The sequence below is a fragment of the Methylobacterium sp. 1A genome, from assembly GCF_058072805.1.
The window spans coordinates 1,963,805-1,988,876 of record NZ_JBYQVE010000002.1; the positions used below are offsets into that span (position 1 = coordinate 1,963,805).

General features: G+C 72.5%; 22 protein-coding genes. 15 read left to right on the forward strand and 7 right to left on the reverse strand.

Going from position 1 to position 25,072, the window contains the following annotated elements:
- Window positions 1-62 precede the first annotated feature (62 nt).
- From ACX9MN_RS29335 to ACX9MN_RS29355, 5 genes are all read left to right on the forward strand, one after another.
- On the forward strand, window positions 63-3,209 hold the full coding sequence (locus ACX9MN_RS29335) for a rhamnan synthesis F family protein (RefSeq protein ID WP_489726145.1): 3,147 nt from the start codon (window positions 63-65) through the stop codon (window positions 3,207-3,209).
- Window positions 3,210-3,228: 19 nt separating this feature from the next.
- Entirely contained in the window at window positions 3,229-4,761 is a 1,533-nt protein-coding gene (locus ACX9MN_RS29340; RefSeq protein ID WP_100251399.1) for a glycosyltransferase family 2 protein, read from the forward strand.
- Window positions 4,762-4,901: 140 nt separating this feature from the next.
- The gene (locus ACX9MN_RS29345) at window positions 4,902-5,402 is read left to right on the forward strand and encodes a cupin domain-containing protein (protein WP_489726146.1); all 501 of its coding nucleotides are present in this window, start codon (window positions 4,902-4,904) and stop codon (window positions 5,400-5,402) included.
- Window positions 5,403-5,535: 133 nt separating this feature from the next.
- Window positions 5,536-6,582: an acyltransferase family protein gene (locus ACX9MN_RS29350; protein WP_489726147.1), complete on the forward strand. Its 1,047-nt coding sequence runs from the start codon at window positions 5,536-5,538 to the stop codon at window positions 6,580-6,582.
- 74 nt (window positions 6,583-6,656) lie between these two features.
- A complete protein-coding gene (locus tag ACX9MN_RS29355; protein ID WP_489726148.1) occupies window positions 6,657-7,610 on the forward strand; it encodes a phosphatase PAP2 family protein in 954 nt (317 codons plus the stop codon).
- A gap of 31 nt (window positions 7,611-7,641) precedes the next feature.
- Here ACX9MN_RS29355 and ACX9MN_RS29360 read toward each other — a convergent pair whose 3' ends face one another.
- The gene (locus ACX9MN_RS29360) at window positions 7,642-8,907 is read right to left on the reverse strand and encodes an FAD-dependent monooxygenase (RefSeq protein ID WP_489726149.1); all 1,266 of its coding nucleotides are present in this window, start codon (window positions 8,905-8,907) and stop codon (window positions 7,642-7,644) included.
- A gap of 98 nt (window positions 8,908-9,005) precedes the next feature.
- Here ACX9MN_RS29360 and tesB point away from each other — a divergent pair, with 98 nt between their 5' ends.
- The 3 genes from tesB (at window position 9,006) to ACX9MN_RS29375 (ending at window position 12,125) form a co-directional block, all read left to right on the forward strand.
- Window positions 9,006-9,905: an acyl-CoA thioesterase II gene (gene tesB / locus ACX9MN_RS29365; protein ID WP_091976800.1), complete on the forward strand. Its 900-nt coding sequence runs from the start codon at window positions 9,006-9,008 to the stop codon at window positions 9,903-9,905.
- Between the two features lie 300 nt (window positions 9,906-10,205).
- Window positions 10,206-10,544 carry a P-II family nitrogen regulator gene (locus ACX9MN_RS29370; RefSeq protein WP_010683623.1) on the forward strand — a complete coding sequence of 113 codons (339 nt, stop codon included), beginning with the start codon at window positions 10,206-10,208 and terminating at the stop codon, window positions 10,542-10,544.
- Between the two features lie 81 nt (window positions 10,545-10,625).
- Complete coding sequence (locus ACX9MN_RS29375; protein WP_091679542.1) at window positions 10,626-12,125, forward strand: ammonium transporter; 1,500 nt, start codon at window positions 10,626-10,628, stop codon at window positions 12,123-12,125.
- A gap of 215 nt (window positions 12,126-12,340) precedes the next feature.
- On the opposite strand, the gene ACX9MN_RS29380 is transcribed toward ACX9MN_RS29375, so the two are convergent.
- On the reverse strand, window positions 12,341-13,510 hold the full coding sequence (locus tag ACX9MN_RS29380; RefSeq protein ID WP_447694705.1) for a phosphoserine transaminase: 1,170 nt from the start codon (window positions 13,508-13,510) through the stop codon (window positions 12,341-12,343).
- A 352-nt stretch (window positions 13,511-13,862) separates the two neighbouring features.
- Window positions 13,863-14,627 (reverse strand): tRNA (guanosine(37)-N1)-methyltransferase TrmD, encoded by a 765-nt coding sequence (trmD, locus tag ACX9MN_RS29385; RefSeq protein ID WP_020092613.1) that lies wholly within the window; start codon window positions 14,625-14,627, stop codon window positions 13,863-13,865.
- A 75-nt stretch (window positions 14,628-14,702) separates the two neighbouring features.
- Here trmD and ACX9MN_RS29390 point away from each other — a divergent pair, with 75 nt between their 5' ends.
- The gene (locus tag ACX9MN_RS29390) at window positions 14,703-15,437 is read left to right on the forward strand and encodes a class I SAM-dependent methyltransferase (protein WP_489726150.1); all 735 of its coding nucleotides are present in this window, start codon (window positions 14,703-14,705) and stop codon (window positions 15,435-15,437) included.
- A gap of 7 nt (window positions 15,438-15,444) precedes the next feature.
- Here the strand turns inward: ACX9MN_RS29390 and ACX9MN_RS29395 are convergent, their stop codons facing one another.
- Complete coding sequence (locus ACX9MN_RS29395) at window positions 15,445-16,482, reverse strand: aromatic ring-hydroxylating oxygenase subunit alpha (RefSeq protein ID WP_489726366.1); 1,038 nt, start codon at window positions 16,480-16,482, stop codon at window positions 15,445-15,447.
- Window positions 16,483-16,908: 426 nt separating this feature from the next.
- On the reverse strand, window positions 16,909-17,538 hold the full coding sequence (locus ACX9MN_RS29400; RefSeq protein ID WP_056525979.1) for a hypothetical protein: 630 nt from the start codon (window positions 17,536-17,538) through the stop codon (window positions 16,909-16,911).
- Between the two features lie 300 nt (window positions 17,539-17,838).
- Here ACX9MN_RS29400 and ACX9MN_RS29405 point away from each other — a divergent pair, with 300 nt between their 5' ends.
- From ACX9MN_RS29405 to rimM, 5 genes are read left to right on the forward strand one after another with little or no spacing between them, the layout of a single operon-like run.
- Window positions 17,839-18,057: an eL24 family ribosomal protein gene (locus ACX9MN_RS29405; RefSeq protein WP_026604841.1), complete on the forward strand. Its 219-nt coding sequence runs from the start codon at window positions 17,839-17,841 to the stop codon at window positions 18,055-18,057.
- An 18-nt stretch (window positions 18,058-18,075) separates the two neighbouring features.
- Window positions 18,076-19,650, forward strand: a complete 1,575-nt coding sequence (ffh, locus tag ACX9MN_RS29410) for a signal recognition particle protein (RefSeq protein WP_132367187.1) — start codon at window positions 18,076-18,078, stop codon at window positions 19,648-19,650.
- On the forward strand, window positions 19,647-19,979 hold the full coding sequence (locus tag ACX9MN_RS29415; protein WP_012320554.1) for a chorismate mutase: 333 nt from the start codon (window positions 19,647-19,649) through the stop codon (window positions 19,977-19,979). Before ffh ends, ACX9MN_RS29415 begins: the two co-directional genes overlap by 4 nt.
- A gap of 7 nt (window positions 19,980-19,986) precedes the next feature.
- A complete protein-coding gene (gene rpsP, locus ACX9MN_RS29420; protein WP_020092607.1) occupies window positions 19,987-20,349 on the forward strand; it encodes a 30S ribosomal protein S16 in 363 nt (120 codons plus the stop codon).
- Window positions 20,350-20,361: 12 nt separating this feature from the next.
- A complete protein-coding gene (gene rimM / locus ACX9MN_RS29425) occupies window positions 20,362-21,057 on the forward strand; it encodes a ribosome maturation factor RimM (protein ID WP_056525985.1) in 696 nt (231 codons plus the stop codon).
- A gap of 68 nt (window positions 21,058-21,125) precedes the next feature.
- Here the strand turns inward: rimM and ACX9MN_RS29430 are convergent, their stop codons facing one another.
- Window positions 21,126-22,751: a DHA2 family efflux MFS transporter permease subunit gene (locus ACX9MN_RS29430; RefSeq protein ID WP_489726151.1), complete on the reverse strand. Its 1,626-nt coding sequence runs from the start codon at window positions 22,749-22,751 to the stop codon at window positions 21,126-21,128.
- Window positions 22,752-22,801: 50 nt separating this feature from the next.
- Window positions 22,802-24,079, reverse strand: coding sequence for an HlyD family secretion protein (locus ACX9MN_RS29435; protein ID WP_489726152.1), 1,278 nt, complete (start codon window positions 24,077-24,079; stop codon window positions 22,802-22,804).
- Window positions 24,080-24,273: 194 nt separating this feature from the next.
- Here ACX9MN_RS29435 and ACX9MN_RS29440 point away from each other — a divergent pair, with 194 nt between their 5' ends.
- Window positions 24,274-24,936 (forward strand): HdeD family acid-resistance protein, encoded by a 663-nt coding sequence (locus ACX9MN_RS29440; protein WP_100251413.1) that lies wholly within the window; start codon window positions 24,274-24,276, stop codon window positions 24,934-24,936.
- Window positions 24,937-25,072 lie beyond the last annotated feature (136 nt).

The window sequence follows — 25,072 nt, forward strand, 5'->3', positions numbered from 1 at the left end:
ATGTCTCTCGCGGATCGCGGCGTGGGCAGCTTTGCGGGCTTCCCGCGTATCCGGACCTGACCATGCGCCTTCGAGATGTGTTCGTCGTCGGATCGTCGGAGAAGGCCGGCCTCGCCGGCGCGGCGCAGTCCCTCGCGCGCCCGCTGACCCGGCGCCTCAAGGGCCGCCGCCGCACCGAACCCCGCCAGGCGGACCTCGTCCGCGCGGTCAAAGAATCCGGCCTGTTCGACCCGGCCTGGTACGCGAGGCGCTACCCCGACGTGGTCGGCGAGGGGATCGATCCGGCGGTGCACTACGCGGTCCACGGCGGGCGCGAGGGGCGCTGGCCGCACCCGCTCTTCCACGGCGACCTCTACCTCGAATCCGTCCCGGGCCTCCGGGCCGAGGGCACCAACCCGCTGCTCCACTACCTCGACCGCGGCGCCGCGGCGGGCATCCGCCCCAACCCGCTGTTCGATCCGGACTGGTACGCGACGCGCTACCTCGGCGGCGCGGAGCACCGCGCCCGGGCGTTCTCCGACTTCCTGTCGCGCAGCGACACCGACCCGTCGCCTCAGTTCGACACCGCCTGGTACCTGTCCCGCTACCCGGATGCCCGCGCGGCCGGCGGCAACGCGCTGAGCCACTTCTTCGAGACCGGCCGGAAGCAGGGCTACCTGCGCAACCCGGAGGAGTTCGCCGGCCTGTCGCGGCACGTCGACCTGATCCGGCGGTCGGGGCTCTTCGACGCCGCGTTCTACCGCGAGCGCTGCCCCGAGGCCGAGACCAGCGGGCTCGAGCCCCTGGAGCACTACGTGATGGCCGGCGGCTACCGCCGCTACGCGCCCCACCCGCTGTTCGATCCCGACTGGTACGCGGCCCAGTCCGCCGCGGTGCGGGCCGACAGCCTCAACCCGCTGGTCCATTACCTGGAGCACGGCGCCGCCGAGGGCCTCGACCCGGGGCCCTGGTTCGCCACGCGCTGGTACACCGAGACCTACCTTGAAGACGACGCGGCCGACGGCGCAGCGGGGCAGAACCCGCTGGCGCATTTCCTCGCCGATGACGGGCGCACGACGAGCCCGTCGCCGCGCTTCGACGCGCCCTGGTACCGCGCCCGCTACCCGAAGGTCGCGGCGCTGGGCCTCAACCCGCTGATCGACTACGTCACCACCGGCCTGGAGGCGGGCCGCCTGACCCGCCGCGTCCCCGGGGCCGCGGTGCCGGAAGCCTCCGACGCGCGCCTCTCCTGCCTGAAGCGCGAGCCCCGGCGGCACGGCCGCACGGCCCTGTTCATCACCCACTGCCCCGAGGGGCGGATCCGCGGCCACGTCGAGCCCTACCTCAAGGCCTTCGCGGAGAACGGGACCGACCTCGTCCTGATCATCGCCGCCGACCAGCACAAGAACGCCGTGCCGCAGGCGATCCTGGATCTCTGCGCCTCGGTCTACCTGCGCGAGAACAGTGGCTTCGACTTCGCCGCCTGGGCGCATGTCCTCCTGGAGGACACCGACCTCCTCGATTCCGAGACGCTCTACCTCGCCAACGACAGCCTCGTCGGGCCCCTCGACCGCGACGACTTCGCCGGCCTGCTCGCCAAGATCGACGCCTTCCCGGAGGCGGTGATCGGCCTCGCCGACAATTTCTACTACAGCCACCACCTCCAGAGCTTCTTCCTGGCCCTGAAGCGGCGCTGCCTGTCCTCGTACGCGTTCAACCACTTCCTCCTGTCGGTGGCGAACTGGCCGGACAAGAACGCGGTCATCACCGAGTACGAGCTGACCTTCTCGCAGCGGATGCGCGCGGCCGGGCTCGGGATGCGCAGCCTGTTCTCGGCCCAGAACAAGCACATGTCGCTGGTCAACGACCCGCGCAACAACCGCACCCTGTTCGACTGGGAGAACATGCTCAGCCAGGGCTTCCCGTTCGTGAAGCGCTCGCTGCTGGGCGAGCACGCCGCGATCGGCGGGGCGGCGGTGCGGGAGGCGATCGCCGAGCGCGGCTTCGACCTCGACCGGCTCGACGTGACCTACACGTATCCGGGGGCCAGGATCTGGGCCGACCTGCGCCGGCCCCGGGCGCCGGAGCGGCCGCTGCGCGTCGCCTACGTCTCGCCGATGAACTACGCCAACGGCCTCGGCGTCGCGGCCCGCAGCTACGCCCGCGCCCTGCATCGGACCCCCTTCGCGCTGAACGTCCACCCGATGGAGCGGCCGTTCCACGTCCACGCCCGGGTGGCGCCGGCGTGGCAGGCCCGGACCTTCTCGGGCCCCGCCGACGTCGCGCTGGTCCATTTCAACGGCGACAGCTGGCACTCGCTGATGAGCGACCGGCAGCGGGCGATCGCCGCCGAGGCGCGGCTGAAGATCGGGCTGTTCGTCTGGGAGACCTCGCACGTGCCCGGGGGCTGGCTGCCGACCGTCGACGGCCTCGACGCGATCTGGGCGCCCACGGAGTTCTGCGCGGCGATCTTCCGGCAGATCACCGACATCCCGGTCGACGTTGTGCCCTACGTGGTCGAGAACGAGGCCGGCGAGCCGGTGAGCGCCGCCGCCAAGGCGAACCTGCGCAAGGCCTTCGCGATCGACCCGTCCAAGCGGGTGATCCTCTACGCCTTCGACGGCTCCAGCTACCTCGCCCGCAAGAATCCGCACGCGCTGATCCGGGCCTTCCGGGCGGCGGGTCTCGGGCAGGCCGGCTGGCAGCTCGTGCTCAAGACCAAGCACGTGTTCGACCTGCCCGAGGAGGGCAAGAAGCTCCTCGACCTCGTGGGCACGTCCGGCGACGTCGTGGTGATCGACCAGCCGCTCTCCCAGAACGAGCTCGGCGCGCTGTTCGACCTCTGCGCGGTCTACGCCTCGTCGCACTCCTCGGAGGGCTTCGGCCTGACGATCGCCGAGGCGATGGAGATGGGCAAGGTCGTGGTCGCCACCGATTACGGCGGCTGCCGCGACTTCCTCGACGCCACCTGCGGCTTCCCCGTGAAGGCCGAGGTCACGGCCCTCGACCAGACCTACGGCCCGTACCTGCGCGGCGCCGAGTGGGGCCAGGTGGACGAGGCGGACCTCACCCGGGCCCTCAACGACGCGGCCCGGGCGGTGACCGGCGGCGACGCGGCCCGGATCGGCGCCGCCGCCCGGACCCGCATCCGCGAGCGGCTGTCCATCGGCGCGGTGGCGCGGGCCATGGAGGCGAGCCTGACCCGCCTCCTGGCCGCCGAACGGTCCTGAATCCCCGGAGACGCGACCCGTGTTGAAGAAGAAGCCGGTCCCGGCCCCGTCGGCCTCGTGGGGCACGCTCCCGTGGCCGGACGCGATCCTGCCGCTGCCCCTCGACGGGCAGCTCCGTCCCCTCGACGAGCGCCGGCTCGCCCAGGTCGCTTCCGGCCAGTTCCCCGCCTGCCGGGCGATCTTCGTCGCGCCCGCGGCCTCCGAGCTGCGCCCCGACCTCGCGGCGCACCTGACGCGCGCGCTGGCGGAGCGGCCCGATATCGGCATCTTCTACGGCGACGACGCCGTGGTGGACGGCGCCGGCCAGGTCCGCAGCGTCCACTGCAAGCCGGCCTTCAACCCGGCCCTCCTGATGGCCGACGACTATATCGGCTTCCCGCTGCTGATCCGCGTCTCGGCCCTGGCCGGCCTGAGCCCCGATTTCGGCCTGCGCCACGGCAGCGCCGCGTGGTTCCGATTCCTGCTCGGCGCGATCTCCGCGGGGATCGGCATCGACCGGATCCCCCAGACCCTGATCGCCTCGCCGCTGGAGCGCCCGAAGGCGACGCGCACGGCGCGCGCCCACGCCCTCGACCGCTGGTTCGAGGCCTCCGGCATGCCGCTGCGCACCGCCCCGGGGCTGACCCCGGACACGCTGGAGATCCGCCGGAGCTTCGACGCGCGGCCGGCCGTGACCCTGGTCGTGCCGACCAACCAGAGCCGCCCGAAGGACGATCAGGGCCGCGCCGTCGAGGGCGCCAAGCCCCACGTGATCAACCTGCTCGACAGTCTCGGCCGCAGCACCTACCCGGCCGACCGGATCCGCGTGCTGATCGGCGACGACGTGGCCGACGACGCGATCTACCGCGGCCGCTCCGACCGCTTCACCGTGACCCGCCTGCTGACGACCCGGGCGCCGGGCGAGCGGTTCAACTACGCGGCCAAGATGAACACCCTCTGGCGCGCGGCCGAGACCGACCTCGTCATCCTGATGAACGACGACCTCGTCGTGCGCCGCCCCGGCTGGATCGAGGCGCTCCTGACCTTCGCGCTGGACCGCGGCGTCGGCGGCGCCGGCGGCCGGCTGCTGTTCCCCACCGGCAAGATCCAGCATGCCGGCATGACCGGCGGCATTTTCGACGTGTTCGCCCACCCCTGGTACAACCGGGACGCGGCGGAGCCGACCTACGGCGACTGGGCCCTGACGCAGCGCGACTGCTCGGCGGTGACAGGGGCGCTCTTCGCCACCCGCAAGGCGGTGCTGGAGGCGGTCAACGGCTTCGACGAGGGCTTCGCCCTCGACTTCAACGACGTCGACCTCTGCCTGAAAATGCGGCAGCTCGGCTACCGCATCGTCTACACGCCCTTCGCCGAGATGGCGCACCACGAGAGCGCCTCGCGGCAGACCAGCTTCGCGCCGGGCTCGCAGATCGCCCGCTTCCTGCGCCGCTGGGGCGACGTCATCGCGGAGGATCCGGCCTACAGCCCGCAGCTGCGCATCGACACCGACGTGGTCGCCCCACGGGCCGACGCGACGCGCTGGATCTCGGAGCGCCGGGCGGACGCCGCCTGAGCGGCCCCGGATCCGGCGCGCCCGGGTTAAGCTAAACGCGCGAAGTTCGGCGCGGCGGCCTGGAACGGGGCAGTCCGAGCCTCTACCCATCTTGGCGGATGCGCGGACGGAACCGTCCGCGCCGGGGTGGGGAGCCCAACGTGAAGAAGCCGCTCACCGCCGCCCTCCTCGTCGGCCTCGCCCTGGTCGGCCTCGCGGCGGAGATCCGGCTGCACGAGCGGGGTCGTCCCGTCGCCAGCACGGCGGTCCGATCGGGCGGCGCCGCCTTCGCCCCGGCGCCGATCCCGGCGGACTGGGTCGTCTCCGGCGACCCCGTCACCGAGGTCGCGGAGGTCTCGCGGACCCATGACGGCAGCGCGCAGGTCTACCTGTGGCGCACCACGGCCAGCACGTTCCGCTGGACCCACCACGCCGACGAGATCATCACCATCCTCGACGGCGAGGTCTTCGTCACCGACGCCGACGGCAGCCGCCACCACCTGACGCCGGGCGACGTGGCGCATTTCCCGGTCGGGTCCGTCCAGCTCTGGGAGGTGCCGAGGACGCTCCTGAAATCGGCGATCCTCAAGCACCGCAGCCCGACCCTGGTCGAGGCGTCCCTGCGGTGGCTGCGCCGGGCGCGGGCGCTCGTCGCCGGCTGAGGCGCGGGCGCCGGCGGCGTCCGCCGCGCCGCGCCGACGAGGCGTAATCTAGGTTGAATCCCGCGATCCGGTGACACGGCTTGCTAAGGCTCGGCGCGGCATCATCGGCGCTCCGACGCCGCGAACCGACCCGATGCCCCCACCCCGCGACCTGCAGCTCGACGCCGCGCGCGGTCTCGCCGTGCTGCTGGTCCTCTCCGGCCACCTGCTGCAGCCCGTCTTCTACGGCCCGTCGGGGCCCGAGCCGGGGCCGGCCCTCGCGGTCTGGCGGGTCATCTACGCCTTCCACATGCCGTTCTTCTTCCTGCTCTGCGGGATGGTCGACCGGATCAAGGGCGAGGCGAAACTCGGCGAAGCCTGCCGCTCCGCGCTGCGGCTCGTGGCGGTGACGCTGGCGTTCGGCACCCTCGCGCTGGTGCCCCAGGCCCTCGCCGGCACTCTGTCGCCCGGGGACGCGCTGGGCGACGTGCTGTGCGGCCGCGACTTCGGTCTGGGCGTGCTCTGGTTCCTGGTCGCCCTGGGGCTTGTACGGGTGATCGACGCCGCGGCGCGCGCGGCGACCTTCCCGGGCGGCTACTGGATCGTCCTGGGCGGCGCCCTGGCCCTGTCGTGGACCTGCAGCGCGCGGGCGTTCCCGTACTGGCAGGTCCACGCGCTCGTGGGCGCCCTGCCGTTCTACGTTGCGGGCCTGCGGCTCGGGCCACGGGCGTTCGACGTGTCGGCGCTGCTCGGCGCCTGCGGCCTCGCCGTGCTCCTGCTCTGCGCGCCGCGGAACTTCGTCCACGTCGCGACCGGGCAGTACGGCGACCCGGTGCTGTTCGCCGCGACGGCCGCGGCGGGCTCGGTGTTCGCGCTGGCGGTCGCCGGCCGGCTGCGCGGGCCGCCGCGCGCCGCGGCCGGCCTGCTGGGGCGGGCGAGCTTCGAACTCTACATCGTCAGCGGCGTCTTCCTCCTCCTGGCGCCGCACGGGCCCGCCTGGGACCGGTGGGACGGCCTGATGCTGCTCGCCGCAATCGGCCTGCCCCTGCACCTGATCGCGGCCCGCGGGCTGCGCGGGCCGATCCGGGCCGTCCGCGCGGCCGCCGACAGTGTTGTCGACAGCGCGGTCGACGGCTTGGTCGACGGGCTCGCCGGTCGCCGGCGTCGCGCGCGGCCGGGCTTGTCCGGGGCGGATCCTTAAGACTTGTGCGGGACGATCCGCCGGCATTCCGGCCGCAAGACCTTCGATGACAGCGCCACACGCCAGGGGCCCCGATGTTCGCTGAGCGCCCGCGCGGCGGCGTCGGCGCGTGGCCCCTCATCGCCGCCACGCTGGTCGCCACGATCGTCTGGATGGCGGTCGCCGGGCTGCACTTCGCCTGGGACAGCGCCCTCGTCACCCTCGCGGCCTGCGGCGGGCTCGAGGCCCTGGCGCGGGTCTACCGCACGCGACGCCCCGAGCCGCGCATCGCCGCGACGCTGAGCGCGCTGGCGCAGGTCATCGCCTTCAGCGCCTGCGCGGCCACGCTGTCGTACACCGTCGCGAGCACCGGCGGCCCGCTCTGGGATTCGACCTTCGACGCCTGGGACCGGCGGCTCGGACTGGACTGGCGCGCCTACCTGGCCTTCGTGGACGGCCATCCGCGGCTCGGGCTCGCGCTCTCGCTGGCCTACCGGAGCCTGATCCTGCAGACCATGCTGGCGGTCATCCTGCTGGGCTTCAGCGGCCGACTTCGGGCCCTGCGGGACTTCGTCCTGGCCTTCGCCCTCGCCGGCACGGTGACGGTCCTGGTCTCCGCGCTGACGCCGGCCTTGGCGAACTTCGTGTTCCTGGGCCTGTCCCCGGCGGACTTCCCCAACCTGCACCCGGCCGCATCGTACGTCCACGTCGCGGACCTGACCGGCCTGCGCGACGGCACGCTCCGGACGATCTCCCTCGACCACGTCGAGGGCATCATCACGTTCCCGAGCTTCCACGCGGCGCTGGGGGCCCTCTACATCTGGGCCTTCTGGCACCTGCGCGCGGCCCGGATCCCGGCCCTCCTCGTCAACGTCCTCCTCATCGCCGCGACGCCGATCGACGGCGGCCACTACTTCGTCGACGTGATCGCCGGGCTGGTCATCGCCGTCCTGGCGATCTGCGCCGCGCGGGCGCTCGGGCGGCGGCGGGCCGCGGACGCGCTCCGCCCCGGAGCGCGCGAGGGCGGACCCGCGCCCGGGCGGGCCTGACGCGCGCGGCCCGCGGGCGTCTCAGAGCGCCTCAGAGCCCCTCGCCCCGCATCAGCCGGGGCCGCGAGTCGCGCGCGGCCGCGGCCTCGCCGATGAAGAAGCGCTTGAGCCCCGGCAGCCGGTCCACGATCCCGAGGCCGAGGTCGCGGGCGAGCCGCAGCGGCAGGGCGTCGTTCGAGAACAGCCGGTTCAGCCCGTCGGTGGCCGCCGCCATGGCGAAGCTGTCGAAGCGCCGGGCGCGCTCGTAGGCGCGCAGCACGTCGGGGCTGCCGGGGTCGAGGCCGAGGCGCAGCGCGCCGGTCACGGATTCGGCCAGCGCCGCTGCGTCCGCGAGCCCGAGATTGAGGCCCTGGCCGGCGATCGGGTGGATCACGTGCGCCGCGTCGCCCAGCAGGGCGAGGCGCTCGGCGCGGAAGGCGCGGGCGATGCCGAAGGCGAGGGGGTGACGGCTGGGGCCGTGCTCCAGCGCGAGCGCGCCGAGATCCAGGGTGAACCGGCGCTCGATCTCGGCGAGCACCTCGTCGGGGCCGCCGGAGAGCAGGGCCTGGGCGTCGTCCGACCGCTCTGTCCAGACGATGGAGGAGCGGTGCCCCAGGGGGCCGCCGTCCCGCAGCGGCAGGATCGCGAACGGGCCCGCGGGCAGGAAGTGCTCGAAGGCGCGGCCTTCGTGCGGCCGGGCGTGGCCGATCGTCGCCACGATCCCGACCTGCGGGTAGGACCAGCCGACCCAGCCGATCCGTGCCGCCTCGCGCAGCCGCGAGCGCGCGCCGTCGGCGGCCACCAGCAGGTCGCCCCGCAGGGTCTCGCCGGTGGTGAGCGCCGCGCGGATCGCGGCCCCCTCCGGCACCGCGCGCACGACCCCGGCGGCGACGATCGCGACCCCCGCCGCCCGGCAGGCCTCCGCGAGGGCCGCGGCGAGCGGCTCGGCCTCGATCATGTGGGCGAAGGGCTCGCCGTCGTCGCGCTCCGCGTCCGCCTCGCGGCCGAAGGTCAGGAAGACCGGCCGCACCGGGTCGGCGAGGCGGCTGTCGCTGATCACCATCTCGCCGATCGGCTCGGCCGCGTCGGCGACCCGGGCCCACAGGCCGAGGCGCTCCAGCATGCGCCGCCCGCCCGCCGCGAGGGCGTAGGCGCGGCCGCGATGCCGGGCGGGGTCGGCGGCGCCCGGGTCGATCACCGTCACGGCCAGCGCCGGCCCGTGGGCCTGCTTCAGGGCGAGGGCCAGGGCGAGGCTGGGCAGGCCGCCGCCGGCGATCAGGAGGCTGCGGCTGCCGGGGCGAGGCGTCTCGGCCGTCATCGGGGCGGATCTCCTAGGGGTCCCGCGCGGGACGCGTGGATTGGTTCGTCCGAAAAGCCTATGTCGCACGCGGGCAACGAACGGAAACCCCGCGGGTCATGACCGACGCCAACACCGACGCGATGACGGACGCCGTCGCCGAGCTGATCGCCATCCTCGACCTGGAGCGCCTGGAGGTCGACCTGTTCCGCGGCCAGAACCCTAAGACAGGCTGGCGGCGCGTCTTCGGCGGGCAGGTGGTGGCGCAGGCCCTGGTCGCCGCGACCCGGACGGTGCCCGACGACCGTCCCGCCCACTCCCTCCACGCCTACTTCATGCTGCCCGGCGACCCGCGCACGCCCATCGTCTACGAGGTCGAGCGGATCCGGGACGGGCGGAGCTTCACGACCCGCCGGGTCAAGGCGATCCAGCACGGGCGCGCGATCTTCGCCACGACGGTCTCCTATCAGGTCGTCGAGGAGGGGCTCACGCACCAGCCGGCGATGCCGGCGGTGGCCGGGCCCGAGGGACTCCTCGACGGCAAGGCCCTGGCGGCGGCCGGCGGCACCGGGATGCCGGAGGCGATCGCCGCCTATTTCGGCCGCGAGCGGCCGATCGCCTTGCGGCCGGTCGACCTGAACCGCTATCTGCCCGCCGGCGCGGGCGGCCGGGCGCCGGACCCGATCTTCAATGTCTGGCTGCGCGCGGCCTCGGCGCTGCCGGACGATCCGGCGCTGCACCGGGCCGTGCTGGCCTACGCGTCCGACATGACCCTGCTCGACGTCTCGCTGATCCCGCACGCGCGCTCGGTGTTCGACCCGACGATCCAGGCCGCGAGCCTCGACCACGCGCTCTGGTTCCACCGGCCCGTGAAGATCGACGACTGGCTGCTCTACGCCCAGGACAGCCCCGTCGCGGGTGGCGCCCGCGGCTTCGCCCGGGGCCAGATCTTCGACCGGGCCGGCAACCTCGTGGCGTCGGTGGCCCAGGAGGGTCTGATCCGCCCGACGCGGGATTAAAACGCGTTGCCGTGCGTGTGTTGCCGGCACGCAACGGGGCGAGATGCACGGAATTGGGCATATTGCCTAGTCTTTGTGCGGCAGCGCGACCGGACCTGCCCGCGATCTGGCCGCGTCGGGCTAATCGATGGGCAAAATGGCGACCGGCCAAAATGTTCCCGGCCAAGCTTGTCTGGCATAGTCCTTGAATAGCGGCCTTCGACCGCGGGTCATCCCGAGCCTGCGGACGGTCCGGGTCGGGTCGTCCCGCAGGTCGGGTGACGGCAACGGTTCCCGAGGACTTCGAAGGGGGCGTCGCCCATGAAAATCGTGATGGCCATCATCAAGCCGTTCAAGCTCGAGGAGGTGCGCGACGCGCTCACCGGAATCGGCGTGCACGGCCTGACGGTGACGGAGGTGAAGGGTTATGGCCGCCAGAAGGGCCACACCGAGATCTACCGCGGCGCGGAATACGCCGTCAGCTTCCTGCCGAAGCTGAAGATCGAGGTCGCCGTCGCCTCGGACCTGACGTCCAGCGTGATCGACGCCATCGCGGGGGCCGCGCGGACCGGCCAGATCGGCGACGGCAAGATCTTCGTGATGCCGCTGGAGAAGGCGGTGCGCATCCGGACCGGCGAGACCGACGCCGACGCCCTCTGATCCGCGGCCCGGTGCGCCCGGGCCCGCCGATCCCCAGACCTCCTGAAACACTACGGACTTGAGACCGGGAGCCACGTGCCCATGAAACTTCGTCATGCCCTCATGCTCGGCTTGGGAGGGGCGGCGATCGCCGCCCTCCTGATCGAGCCGTCCCTCGCGCAGACCCCGACACCGGAAGCCGCCTCGCCGCCGCCCTCGCCGATCCCCAACAAGGGCGACACGGCCTGGATGCTGATCTCGTCGGCCCTGGTGCTGATGATGAGCATCCCGGGCCTCGCGCTGTTCTACGGCGGCCTCGTCCGCACCAAGAACATGCTGTCGGTGCTGACCCAGGTGTTCGCGATCGTGTCGATCGTCGGCCTGCTCTGGGTGTTCTACGGCTACAGCCTCGCCTTCACCAGCGGCGGCGGCCTCAACGACTTCGTCGGCGGCCTCTCGAAGGCCTTCCTGAAGGGCGTCGACGCGAACTCGACGGTCGCGACCTTCTCGAACGGCGTCGTGATCCCGGAATACGCCTATCTGTGCTTCCAGATGACGTTCGCCATGATCACGCCCGCGCTGATCGTCGGCGCCTTCGCCGAGCGGATGAAGTTCTCCGCGCTGGTGGTGTTCACGATCCTCTGGGTCACGATCATCTACTTCCCGATGGCCCACATGGTCTGGTACTGGGCCGGCCCGGACGCCGTCGGCAACGCCGCGAAGGCGCTGGCCGCCGCCACCGACGACGCCTCGAAGGCGACCGCCCAGGCGGCCCTCGACGCGGTCAACAAGGATGCCGGCTTCCTCTTCCAGAAGGGCGCCCTCGACTTCGCGGGCGGCACGGTCGTGCACATCAACGCGGGCATCGCCGGCTTCGTCGGCTGCCTGATCATGGGCAAGCGCATCGGCTACGGCCGCGACCTGCTCGCCCCGCACTCCCTGACCATGACGATGATCGGCGCCTCGCTGCTGTGGGTCGGCTGGTTCGGCTTCAACGCCGGCTCGAACCTCGAGTCCAACGGCACCGCCGCCCTCGCCATGCTCAACACCTTCGTGGCGACCTGCGGCGCCGCGGTGGCGTGGCTGTTCGCCGAGTGGGCCCTCAAGGGCAAGCCGTCCCTGCTCGGCATGCTGTCGGGCGCCGTCGCCGGCCTCGTCGCGGTCACCCCGGCCTCCGGCTTCGCCGGCCCGATGGGCTCGATCGTGCTCGGCCTCGTCGCCGGCGTGGTCTGCTTCGTGATGTGCTCGACCGTGAAGAACGCGCTGGGCTACGACGACTCGCTGGACGTCTTCGGCGTCCACTGCATCGGCGGCATCCTGGGCGCGCTGGCGACCGGCATCCTGGTCGACCCGAACCTCGGCGGCGTCGGCATCCCCGACTACACCTCGAAGCCGGGCGAGCTGGCCGTCGGTGCCTACGACATGATGAGCCAGCTCATCGTCCAGGCGGAGGCGGTCGGCCTGACGCTCCTGTGGTCGGGCATCGGCTCGGCGATCCTCTACAAGCTCGTCGACGTGACGATCGGCCTGCGCGTCACGCAGGAGGAGGAGCGCGAGGGTCTCGACATCGCCGATCACGGCGAGCGCGCCTACAACTACTGAGATGGAGGGCGCGGCCCCGCGGGGCCGCGTCTCCCGAACGAGAAAACCCCGGCTCCGCGAGGACCGGGGTTTTCCGTTGCGTCAGGCCGTCATCGCGAGCGCAGCGAAGCGACCTAGGGCAGCGCTGCGGTCGGAATCGGAGCGAAGCCCTGGATTGCTTCGCTCCGCTCGCAAAGACGATGTGGGGCGGCGATCGGGCATCGACCCCGAAGCATTCACGCCGCCCGCGTCAGCGCCGCCTTCTCCTCCGCGAAGGCCCAGTCGAGCCAGGGCGTCAGCGCTTCCAGATCCGAGGTCTCCACGGTGGCTCCGCACCAGATCCGCAGGCCCGCCGGGGCGTCGCGGTAGGCGCCGATGTCGAGGGCGACACCCTCGCGGTCGAGGCGCTCGACGATCCCCGCCGCGAAGGCCGAGACCGCCGCGTCGCCGCGGGCGAGCACGTCCGGATCGGCGATCACGAGGCAGACGCCCGTGTTCGAGTAGGTCGCGGGATCGGCGGCCAGCGGCGCGATCCAGGGCGTGCGCGCGACCCAGTCGTAGACGACCTTCGCGTTGGCGTCGGCCCGCGCGTGCAGCGCCTTCAGGCCGCCGATCCGCTCGGCCCAGTCCAGGGTGTCGAGGTAGTCCTCGACGGCCAGCATCGAGGGCGTGTTGATCGTGTCGCCCTTGAAGATGCCCTCGATCAGCTTGCCGTCCTTGGTGAGGCGGAAGATCTTCGGCAGGGGCCAGGACGGCGTGTGGCTCTCCAGCCGCGCCACGGCGCGGGGCGAGAGGATCAGCATGCCGTGCGCCGCCTCGCCGCCCATCACCTTCTGCCAGGAGAAGGTCACGACATCGAGCTTGTCCCAGGGCAGGGGTTGGGCGAAGGCCGCCGAGGTCGCGTCGCAGATCGTCAGGCCCTCGCGGTCGGCCGCGATCCAGTCGCCGTCCGGCACCTTCACGCCGGCCGCGGTGCCATTCCAGGTGAAGACCACGTCGCTGTTCTTCGTGTCGATCGCCGCGAGGTCCGGCAGGATCCCATAGGGCGTCTGGTGAATGCGCGGCGCGATCTTGAGCTGCTTCAGCGCGTCCGTGACCCACTCCTTGCCGAACGCCTCCCAGGCGGCGACCTCGACGGGCTTCGGCCCGAGCATCGTCCACATCGCCATCTCGACGGCGCCGGTGTCGGAGGCCGGCACGATGCCGATCCGGTAGTCGGCGGGCACCTGCAGGACCGTGCGGGTCAGGTCGATCGCCCGGCCCAGCTTGGCCTTGCCGAGGGGGGAGCGGTGCGACCGGCCGAGGGCGGCGTCGGCCAGCGCGGCCGGGGTCCAGCCGGGGCGCTTGGCGCAGGGGCCGGAGGAGAAGTGGGGCACGCGCGGGCGCTGCGTGGGGCGGCTGGTCATGGCGGATCCATCCTTGCAGAGGGCCGCGCTCCCCGGGGGAGGCACGTCCCGGCTCGCGCATGCGCCGAAACCGGCCGGCTTGCAAGCGCCCGTCCCGGCGGCAGTCTTCGCGGCGCTGCCCCCGGTCGGGACACGGCCCCGGGCGGCGGGGAACAGTCGATTAATCCCGGCTCGTTAGCCTTAATGAGGTGCCGCGTAGCGTTTGAGGTGCGCCGATGACTTTCCACAGCGCCGCGATATTGGCGGTCTGGTCCGTTCTACTCTTGGTTATTGGGGCCTTAATTCCCCGCCTCCTGCAGGCGGGCCGGACACCGCGGCTGGTGCCGCAGCCGCTGCGGCTCGACCCGCCGGATTACGACCGCGACGGCCCGGTGATCGACCTCGAGCCGGCCTGACCGGGGCTGCCCCCGGGGCGCAGGTCCGGGCGCCGCTCGGCGGTGATCCGCTCGGCCTCCGCCCGCCGCCAGCGGGCGATGGCGGCGTGGTTGCCGCCGGAGAGGACGTCCGGGATCGCGCGGCCCTCCCAGTCGCGGGGGCGCGTGTAGTGCGGGTACTCGAGGAGCCCGCCCTCGAAGCTCTCCTCGACGCCGGATTCCACCTTGCCCATCACGCCGGGCAGGAGGCGCACGCAGGCGTCCAGCACCACCAGGGCGGCGATCTCGCCGCCGGACAGCACGTAGTCGCCGATCGAGACCTCCTCCAGGCCGCGCCCGGCGATCACGCGCTCGTCGACGCCCTCGAAGCGGCCGCAGACGATCAGCGCGCCCGGTCCCGCCGCGAGGTCGCGCACGCGGGCCTGGGTGAGCGGCCGGCCGCGGGGCGACATCAGCAGGCGCGGGCGCGGGTCGTCGGCCCCGGTCGCGGCGTCGTAAGTCGCGGCGTCGATGGCGGCGCCGAGCACGTCGCAGCGCAGGACCATCCCGGCCCCGCCGCCGGCCGGCGTGTCGTCCACCGAGCGGTGGCGGCCGAGGCCGTGCGCGCGGATGTTGCGGGCCTCCAGGGTCCAGTCGCCCCGCGCCAAAGCGTCGCCCGACAGGGACACGCCCAGCGGGCCCGGGAACATCTCCGGGTAGAGGGTGAGGATCGTGGCCCGCCAGGGCGTGTCCGCGCGCGTCATGGCGCTTGATGGCGCGCGGGGTGCGGCACGGTCAACGGGTCCGGCACCGCGGGCGCGCCCCGCGGGTTGTCGGCCATGAACCGCGCCCTCGCCCTCCTCGCGGCCGCTGCCGCCACCGCTGCCCTGGCCGGCCCGGCCCGCGCCGCCGAGCCGCTGGCGCCCCCGGGCGCGCCCGCCGCCGCCTTCCCCAGGCCCGACCGGCCCGTGGCCGAGATCGTCGCGCCGCGCTGGTCCTCGGAGGCCGAGCGCGACAGGGCGGGCGAGTTCGAGCAGGTGGCCGAGGGGATGGGCATCGCGCCCGGCGAGACGGTGGCGGATATCGGCGCCGGCAGCGGCTACTACGCGGTGCGGTTGAGCCCCCGGGTCGGGCCGCGGGGCCGCGTGCTCGCCGAGGACGTGACGCCGTCCTACCTGGCGGCCTTAGAGAAGCGGGTGAAGGCGCTCGGGAACGTCACGGTCGTGCGCGGCGAGCCGCACGACCCGCGCCTGCACCCGGCCTCGGTGGACGCGGCGATCCTCGTCCACATGTACCACGAGATCACCCAGCCCTTCGGCCTGCTCCACAACCTCGCCGCCGCAATGCGGCCGGGTGGGCGGGTCGGGATCGTGGATGCCGACGCCGTTCCCTCCCGGCACGGCACCCCGCCGGCGCTTCTGCGCTGCGAGCTCGCCGCCGCGGGCTACCGCGAGACCGGCTTCCGGCCGCTCGCGGATGGGGCCTACCTCGCGGTGTTCGCGGCCCCGGCGGCGGAGGCGCGCCCGCGGCCGGAGACGGTCCGGCCCTGCCGCGACGACGCGACGGCGCGGTAGCGGCGCCTCAGGAGCGCCAGCGCAGCTCGCGGCGCTCCAGCGGGTTGACGAACGGGCGCCCGTCGCGGGCCGATTCCAGGGCCTCGCGCTTCAGCCGGAAATACCATTGCGAGGGCAGGTCGCCCTGGCCGAACAGCACCATGGTGGGCTTGCGGTCGAGCCCGTCCTGCGCGTGCTGGAGCACCTGCTGGTCCTGGGTCAGGAACTGTCGCATCAGCGGGCGCGCGACCGGCTTGAGCAGGTTCAGGGTCGGCATGCTCCAGTAGAGGGCGTTGGTGAGCAGCGTCCGGTCCGGCGTCAGCGGCGTCGCGAAGGTGTAGTTCGCCACCCGCTTCGCCCCCGCGCGGATGCGCTCCAGGCGCACGCCGGGCAGGCGGAACTCGATCTCGACCTCGGGGATGCCGCCGAGCAGGCGGTAGACCGGTGAACTTGTCGTGGTGGCGTGGCTCGTCATCACGAAGCCGTGGGGCACCGGCTGGAAGGTCTTCACCTTCTCGCGGAGCTGCTTCGAGGGCCGGAACCACCACGAATCGTGGACGAAGGCGACGTGCCCGGGATCGACGAGGCTCAGCGTCGTCAGGTCGAAGGAGGCCTCGACCTCCAGCTCGACCACGAGGGAGCCGGCCGGCTCGAAATCCAGCGCCGGCACCTCCGGCACCGCGCCGGCGGCGGGGCCGAGATGCGGGTTGACCCAGAGGAAGCCGGCGCTCTCCCGGACGGGGAAGCGCTGCACCTGGATGCGAGAGAAGTCGGCGGCGTCGTGCTCCGACAGGGTCGGGACGTCGCGGCAGCGCCCGTCGGTGCCAAAGCGCCAGCCGTGGAACGGGCACATCAGGGTGTCGCCGTCGAAGCGGCCCTTCGACAGGGCCATGCCGCGGTGGGGGCAACGGTCGCGCAGCGCGAAGGGCGCGCCGTCGGGGGCGCGGCCCAGGACGATCTGCTCGCCGTTCAGCGCCACGGCCCGCAGGGCCGACCGGCCGCCCGCCCTGCCGAGGCTCCGGGACTGCCCGACGCAGTACCACGCGTTGCCGAGCGGCTGGCGCATCGCGTCGGGATCGAGCGCGGCCTCGTCGGCAGGGCGCGGCGGGTTGGCGAAGGGCGCGTTCAAGGCGGTTCGGGCAGACCTCGGGGCGCCCGTCATACGCCCGGCCGCCGGGACGGGGAAGCGCCGGGCCGGGGAGGACAAACGGGCGCAGGCGCGGGGCTTCACAAGCCGGGCGCGGCCACCTACCTTCGCTTCACCCGCAACCAACGAAAGGAGGTGATCCAGTGTCTCATTGTCATCAGCCGTGTGTCTCGGCTCATCGGACCTGGACCGTCGCCTCCGGCGCGTCGCTCTAAGACGCGTCAGAGACCCGATCTCGGGACAGTTCCGCCGGACAACACGGTTCGGCAATGGAAGGGCCACCCTCTCGGGTGGCCCTTCGGCGTTTCAGGGTCCGGACATGCGGTCGGCGCCGCTCAGCGCCGCTCAGCGCCGCTGGGACTGGAACAGCGGCTGGGCCAGCGCCTCGGTCCGGGCGCGCCACAGGTCGCGCTCCTCGCGCAGGGCGTCGCGCTCGCCGGCCAGGGTCAGCCGCTCGGCCCGCAGGGCGTCCCGCTCGGCGATCGCCCGGTCGCGCTCGGCGCGCAGCTCCTCGCGCTCGGCCCGGAAGCGCTCCCGCTCGCCGCGGAACTCCTCGCGCTCGACGCGGACGTCCTCCTGCTCGGCCCGGAGATCCTCAAGGGAGCCGATCTCGTCGCGGATATGCTCGCGGAGCGTCCGGATCTCGTCGGCCAGGATGGCCTGTAGCTCGTCCTGGCGCTCGGCCTCGACGCGGAGCCTGGCCTTCAGCATCAGGTTCTCGGCCATCAGCTCGGCGATGTCGGGATCCTCGGCGGCGGCCCGCGGCGCCTCGGGGGCCGGGACGACGCGGGGCGACCACGCCGTCTCCCCGCCGCGCGGCCGCTTCGCCTCGGGCAGGGTCTCCTCGGGCCGGGCATCGCCGCGGGCCTCGGCCGGCGCCTGGGCCTTCATCGCCGTCAGCCAGTCGCGGAGCGGACCGGTCGCGGGAAAGCTGCCGGACTCGGTCGGCGAGTGAGAGCGGGCGGGTTCCGACATCGGCGGGCGTCCTGATCGAATATGGCCCGAAGACAATCCCAAGATGCTTAACGATCGGTAAAAGTTAACACCGATCGGCGGCTCGTTTCGGCACCGTCGCGGCGCCGGGCCGGCCGAAAAATTGACTTTCCGGCCGGCTGCCGCTACGCCCCGGCCTCCCGATCCGTAGCAGATCGACCGATGCCAAGCCGACCGGTCCCGCGAGGCCGGAGGTCAACGCCCGACAGCGCGTCCGCGCCCTCGGGCGCGATGGGCGTTGGCCGATATGCGAGGACGGGATCCGCCGGCCGAGGCACCCGCATGACGCGAGATCAAGAAGCGTTGAAGATCGAGGACGCGATCAACGAGACCTGCCCGTGGTCGGGCAAGCCGATCTCGGCGGACTCGCTGACCCTCTACAACGGCGCCGTGGTGGGCTTCTGCAACCCGGACTGCCGGGACAAGTTCGCCAAGGCCGTGCGCGGCTTCGAGGCCGCCCTCCAGGCGCGCCGCGTCGAGCGCGCCGGGCTCGAGCAGTAACGGCGGGGCGTCAGGAACATGTTCGAAGGCCTGTCCGACCGCCTCTCCGGCATCCTCTCGGGGCTCACCCGTCGCGGCGCCCTGACCGAGGCCGACGTCACCGCCGCCATGCGCGAGGTGCGCCGCGCCCTGCTGGAGGCCGACGTCGCCCTCGAGGTGGTCCGCGGCTTCACCGACCGGGTGAAGGAGAAGGCCGTCGGCGCCGTTGTGCTCAAGTCGGTGACGCCCGGCCAGATGGTCGTGAAGATCGTCAACGACGAGCTCGTGGCGATGCTCGGCACCGACGCCGAGACCGTCGATCTCAACGCCCCCGCCCCGGTGCCGATCCTGATGGTCGGCCTGCAGGGCTCGGGCAAGACCACGACCACCGCCAAGATCGCCCGGCGCCTCTCCGACCGCGAGAAGCGCAAGGTCCTGCTCGCCTCGCTCGACACCCGCCGCCCGGCCGCCATGGAGCAGCTCGCGGTGCTGGCCAAGCAGGTCGGCGTGGAGAGCCTGCCGATCATCGCCGGCCAGTCGGCGGTGCAGATCGCCAAGCGCGCCATGGACGCGGCCCGCCTCGGCGGCTTCGACGTGGTGATGCTCGACACCGCCGGCCGCACCACGGTGGACGAGGGCCTGATGGCCGAGGCCGCCGAGGTGAAGGCCGCGACGAGGCCCCACGAGGTGCTGCTCGTCGCCGACGCGCTCACCGGCCAGGACGCGGTCAATACCGCCCGCGCCTTCGACCAGCGGCTCGGCGTCACCGGCATCGTGCTGACCCGCATGGACGGCGATTCCCGCGGCGGCGCGGCGCTGTCGATGCGCGCCGTCACCGGCAAGCCGATCAAGCTCGTCGGCGTCGGCGAGAAGGTCGACGCGCTGGAGGAGTTCCACCCGGCCCGCGTGGCCAACCGCATCCTCGGCATGGGCGACATCGTCTCGCTCGTCGAGAAGGCCGCCGAGACCATCGACCACGAGCAGGCGCTCCGCACCGCGGAGAAGATGCGCAAGGGCAAGTTTGACCTGGAGGACCTCTCCATGCAGCTCGCCCAGATGGAGAAGATGGGCGGCATCGGCGGCCTGATGGGCATGCTGCCCGGGATGGGCCAGATCAAGAAGCAGGTCGAGGGCGCCAACCTCGACGAGAAGATGTTCAAGCGCCAGCGGGCGATCATCTCGTCGATGACCCCGCAGGAGCGGAAGAATCCCGACCTCCTCAAGAACAGCCGCAAGAAGCGCATCGCGGCGGGCTCGGGGGTCGACGTCTCGGAGATCAACAAGCTCCTGAAGATGCACCGGACCATGGCCGACATGATGAAGGCGATGGGCCAGGGCAAGCGCGGGATCGGGCAGGCGCTCGGCTCGATGTTCGGCCTGGGCGGCGGCGGGGTGGGCGGTGGCATGGGCGGTGGAATGCCCGGCCTCCCGCCCGGCATGCCGGAGCCGACGCCGGAGCAGATCGCGCAGCTCGAGAAGCAGTTCGGCGGCAAGCTGCCGCCGATGCCGCCGGGACTGGGCGGGGGCGGGATGCCCAAGCTTCCCGGACTTCCGGGCCTCGGCGGCCCGAAGCTGCCGGGTCTCGGTGGGTTCATGCCGGGGAAGAAGAAATGAGCGTGCTCGCGGCCCAGGCCGTCGATCCCGAACTCGCGCGCCTGCGGGACAGCATCGACAATTTCGATGCGGCGCTGATCCACCTCCTCGCCGAGCGTTTCCGCTGCACGCAGCGGGTCGGCGAGCTCAAGGCCCGAAAGGGGATCCCCCCTTCCGATCCGGACCGGGAGGCCCGTCAGGTCGCCCGGCTCCGCAAGCTCGCGGTCGAGGCCAAGCTCGACCCCGACTTCGCCGAGAAGTTTCTGGCCTTCGTGGTCAAGGAAGTCATTCGGCACCACCAATCGATCAAGGCGGACCACGAGTCCCAGATCGAGCAACAGCGAAAGTAGTCAGACCATGGCCCTCAAGATCCGTCTCACCCGCGGCGGCGCCAAGAAGCGCCCCTACTACCGCATCGTCGTCGCCGACGCCCGCGCCCCGCGCGACGGCCGCTTCATCGACAAGGTCGGCGCCTACGACCCGATGAAGGCCAAGGACGATCCGGCCCGCATCGTGCTCGACAACGAGAAGATCCAGAGCTGGCTCGCCAAGGGCGCGCAGCCGACCGACCGCGTCCTGCGCTTCCTCGACCAGGCCGGCCTCGCCAAGCGCCCGACCCGCAACAACCCGCAGAAGGCCGAGCCGGGCGAGAAGGCCAAGGAGCGCGCCGCCAAGCGCGCCGAGAAGGCCGCCGCTCCCGCCGAGGACGCCGCCGCGTAAGGCGCACCGGTCATGGCGCGCCGCCCCGCAGGTCCCACCTCCCGCGACGGCGGCCGCCGAGGCCGCACGAGCTCGGCGATCGGCAAGATCGCGCCCGACGCGGCGACCTCGCCCAAGGCGCCGGCCCCCAAGCCGGCGCCCCGGCCCGCGCCGCCCGATCCGAACCTCGTCCTGCTGGGCGAGTTCGGGCGGGCGCACGGCCTCACCGGCGAGGTCCGGCTCAAATCCTACACCGGCGATCCGCAGGCGATCGCCGGCTACGGAACGCTCCAGACGGCCGACGGCCGGACGCTGACGCTCGCCGACGTGCGTCCCGCCCCCGGCCCGTCGCCCGACATGCTGATCGCCCGGGTCAAGGGCGTCTCGGGCCGCAGCGCCGCGGAGGCGCTCAACCGCGTCGCCCTGTACGTTCCCCGCGACCGTCTGGCCGCGCCCGAGGACGACGACGAGGTCTACGCCGCCGACCTGATCGGCGCCGCGGCGGTGGACGAGGCCGGGACCCTCGTCGGGACGATCGTGGCCGTGCCGAATTACGGCGGCGGCGACCTCCTGGAACTGCGCTCGCCGAACGGCGGCGCCACCGCGCTCCTGCCCTTCACGAAGGCCTTCGTGCCGGTCCTCGACGTGGCGCAGCGCCGCGTCACCGTCGTCGCGCCGGAGGACCTGTTCGCGGCGCCGGGTGAGAAGCCCGCGGACGATCCGGGCTAGGGACGGCGGTCGGTCCGCGCGCCGGCGGCGCGTCCGGAGTCCGGGCGGCGCCCTGGCCGCGACCGCCCTCAGTGCCCCCCGGCCGGCGCCCCGCCGCCGAGCTTGACGCTCTTCAGGCTCAGGGCCAGCGGGACCGCGCAGGCCGCGACGAGGCCGAGCACCCAGAACACGTCGATATAGGCCCAGTAGGCCACCTGCGTGCTGAGCACGCTCCCGATCCACGCCGTCGCCTGGTTCTGGGCCTCGATCCCGGCGTAGCCGTGCTCGGAGAAGTACTGCGTCGCCTGCCGCATGGTCTCCTGGTAGGCCGGCGAGGCCGGGTTGACGCTCTCCACGAGGCGGCTCTGATGGAACTGGCTCCGGTAGGCCAGGATGTTCTGGGCGAGCGAGACACCCATCGAGCCGCCGACGTTGCGGGCGACGTTGATCAGCGCCGAGGCCTGGTCGGTCTGGTCCTTGCGGATCCCCTCGTACGAGGCCGAGGTGATCGACAGGAACACCATCGGCAGGCCGATGCCGATATAGACCCGCGACCACGCGAAGAACGCGAAGGTCGTGCTGCCGTCGATCCGCGTCAGGTCGTACATGCCCAGCGCCACGATGGTCATGCCGGTGGCGATCAGCCATTTCGGCTGGACGTAGGACGAGATCCGGCCGGTGAGGAACATCATCACCACCGTGACGATGCCGCCCGGGCCGAGGACGAGGCCCGACAGGGTGGCGGTGTAGCCGTAATATTCCTGCGTGATCTGCGGGATGAACTGCGTGGTGGCGATCAGGATCGCCCCGGTGAACATCATCACCAGGAAGCACGAGCCGAACTGTCGGTTGCCGATGAGGCGGAGGTCGACGGCCGGGTTCTCGCGGGTCAGCAGCCACGGGATCATGGCGATGAACGAGACGACCATCAGCACGCCGGACACGTTCATCAGCGTCGAGGTGCCGAACCAGTCCTTCCGCTGGCCCTCGTCGAGGATCACCTCCAGCGAGCCGAGGAACAGGGCGACCAGCACGAAGCCGACGATGTCGAAGCGGATGCCCTTGCGCACCAGGGCGCGGCGCTCCTTCTTGGCCGCGTCGCTGTCCTCGATCAGCCAGTACATCAGCCCGAGGGCGATCACGCCCACCGGCCCGTTGATCAGGAAGCACCAGTGCCAGGAGGCGTTGTCGGAGAGCCAGCCGCCGAGCGTCGGGCCGATCACCGGCGCCACCACGATGGCGACCCCGTAGAGCGCGAAGGCCTGGCCGCGCTTCGCCGGCGGGAAGGAATCGGCCAGGATCGACTGCGCGAGCGGCGCCATGCCGCCGCCGCCGAGCCCCTGCATCACCCGGAACAGCAGCAGCGATTCCAGGCTCCAGGCGAAGCCGCACAGGATCGACGAGACGGTGAACAGCGCCACCGACCACATGAAGAACGCCTTGCGGCCGTAGCGCTTGGCCAGGAAGCTCGACGCCGTGAGCGTGATCGCGTTGGCGACGAGGTAGCTCGTCACCACCCAGGCCGCCTCGTCCGGACCGACCGCGAGGCCGCCCGAGATGTAGCGCAGGGCCACGTTGGCGATGGTGGTGTCGAGCACCTCCATGAAGGTCGCCAGCGCGACCACGCCGGCGATCAGCCACGGATTGTGGCCGCCCGGCGCCTTCCCGGACGCGGACCTGCCGCCCGCCGCCTTGCCGCCTGCCGCCTTGCCCACACCCGGCCTGCGCCCCGGCGCGGCCGCGCTCCCCCGGCCGGCCACGGCGCTCACCGCACCGTGACGGTCGGGACGATCGACATGCCCGGGCCGATCGACACGTCCGTCGGCCAGGTCTTGACCACGATCTTGACCGGGATGCGCTGAGTCACCTTCACGTAGTTGCCGGTGGCGTTCTGCGCCGGCAGCAGGCTGAAGGCCGTGCCCGAGCCCGGCTGCACCGAGGCCACCGTGCCCTGGATCTTGCGGCCGGGATACGCGTCGATCTCGATGTCGACCGGCTGGCCCGGCCGCATGTCGGTGATCTGCGTCTCCTTGAAGTTCGCCGTCACCCAGATGTCGTCGGGCACGAACATCGCCAGGGTCTGGCCGGCCTGGGCGAGCTGGCCGACGCCGCCGGTGAGCCGCACGACGCGGCCGGCCTGCACGGCGCGGACCGTCGTGTAGCCGAGGTTCAGCTCGGCCTGCTCGACCTGCGCCCGGTCGCGGCCGAGCTGCGCCTGGGTCGAGGCCTTCTGGGCCTGGAGCGAGCCGACCTGCTTCTGCGCGGCGACCACGCTGGCATTGGCGCTCTGGACCGCCGCCTGCCGCTGCTGCAGCGTCGAGGTCGCCGACTGCGACTGCTGGACCGAGCCGGAGCCGCGCTCGGCGAGGTCCTTGTAGCGGGCCGCGTCCTCCTGGGCGAACTTCAGCGCCGCCTCGGCGGTGGCGACCTGCGCCTTGGACACCTCGATGTTGGCGTACTGCGCCTGGATCTGCGCGTCGATGTTCTTGATGCCGGCCTCGTCGGCGGCGACCTGCGCCTTCGCCTGGTCGAGGGCGATGTCGTAGTCGCGCTGGAAGACCTGGAAGAGGATCTGGCCGGCCTCGACGTGCTGGTTGTCGGTGACCGGCACGTCCACGAGGTAGCCGCCGACCTTCGGCTGGATCGAGATGCTGCGCGCGTCGACGAAGGCGTCGTCGGTGCTCTCGTAGGGGTGCATGTAGAGCAGCCAGTAGAAGAACACGCCGACGCAGAGCGCGACGACCGCAAGCCCGCCGAGCAGGAATGCGAGCGGGTGGCGCCGCAGGACGTTGGGGCGCCGCGCCTCGTCCCCGTCGTCGTCGGAATCCGCCGCGTCGTCATCGGCCTGCCTGTCCCGCGCCTCGGGCGCGCCGTCGGCCTCGTCCGCGCCGGGCTTGCGCGCGGTGTCCCGGTCGGACTCGCGGTCCGCGGCCGGCGCGGCGCGGTTGAGATCGAGCACGTCGCGCTCGCGCGCGACGGCCCGGCCGTCGGCCGGCCGCGGGCGCGCCTCGTCCTCGGAGAGGTGCCGCTGATCGTCGAACATGGAAAGTCGTCGCCCGATGGGCCGGCCACCCGGGGGTGACCGGGCTTGTCGCATCGCCCGTCTCAGGCAGCAAAAGCCGGCCGCAGGCCCAAGGTTCCACGCGCGGATCAGCCCGCCTAGGAACGCATGCCGCACTGCGGCGTTCTGCGCCCGGAACCTTTGCCGTTCCCGGCCTCAAGGCCCAGGAGTTCGCCATGACCAGCAGCCCATCCCCGACGCCGAACCGCCCCGGTTCCGGCCCCGCGACCGCCCCCTCCGGCATCCCGCTCGTCGGCGCGGCGCGCCTCGACGCCATGAGTGCGGCCCTGGCGCGGAACTGGTGGCTCGTCGCCCTGCGCGGCGTCATCGCGGTCCTGTTCGGGGCGATCGCGTTCATCGCGCCGGGCGCCTTCGTGCTGTCCCTGGTCCTGTTCTTCGCCGCCTACATGCTCGTCGACGGCGTCGTCGCCGTCGTCGGCGCGGTCCGGGCCGCGCAGCGCCACGAGCGCTGGGGCTTCATGCTGGTCGAGGGCCTCGTCGACATCGTGGTGGGCGTCGCCGCGGTGCTGGTGCCGGCCGCGGCCGTCTGGGCCTTCGTGCTGCTGCTCGCCGCGTGGGCGCTGGTCACCGGCGGCCTGATGATCGCCGCCGCCTTCCGCCTGCACCTCCATTACGGGCGCTGGTGGCTGGGCCTCGGTGGCGTCGTGTCGATCCTGTTCGGCCTCGCGCTGCTCATCAACCCGGGCATGTCGGCCCTGGTGCTGACGTGGTGGATCGGCTCCTACACCTTCGCCTTCGGCATCCTCCTGCTGATCCTGGCCTTCAAGCTGCGCGCCCAGCACGGCGCCGTCGGTCCGGGAGCGCCGCTCGGCCGGTGAGCCGGCCGGGACCGGATCGGGCCCCGTGGCCCGATCCACACGGTGGCGGCGCGATCGACGCGCCGCCCGTCCCGCGACCCAACGGCTGCGGGACACCGCGACGGATGCGGCTTAGAAGGCTCGGTCGGCCGGATCG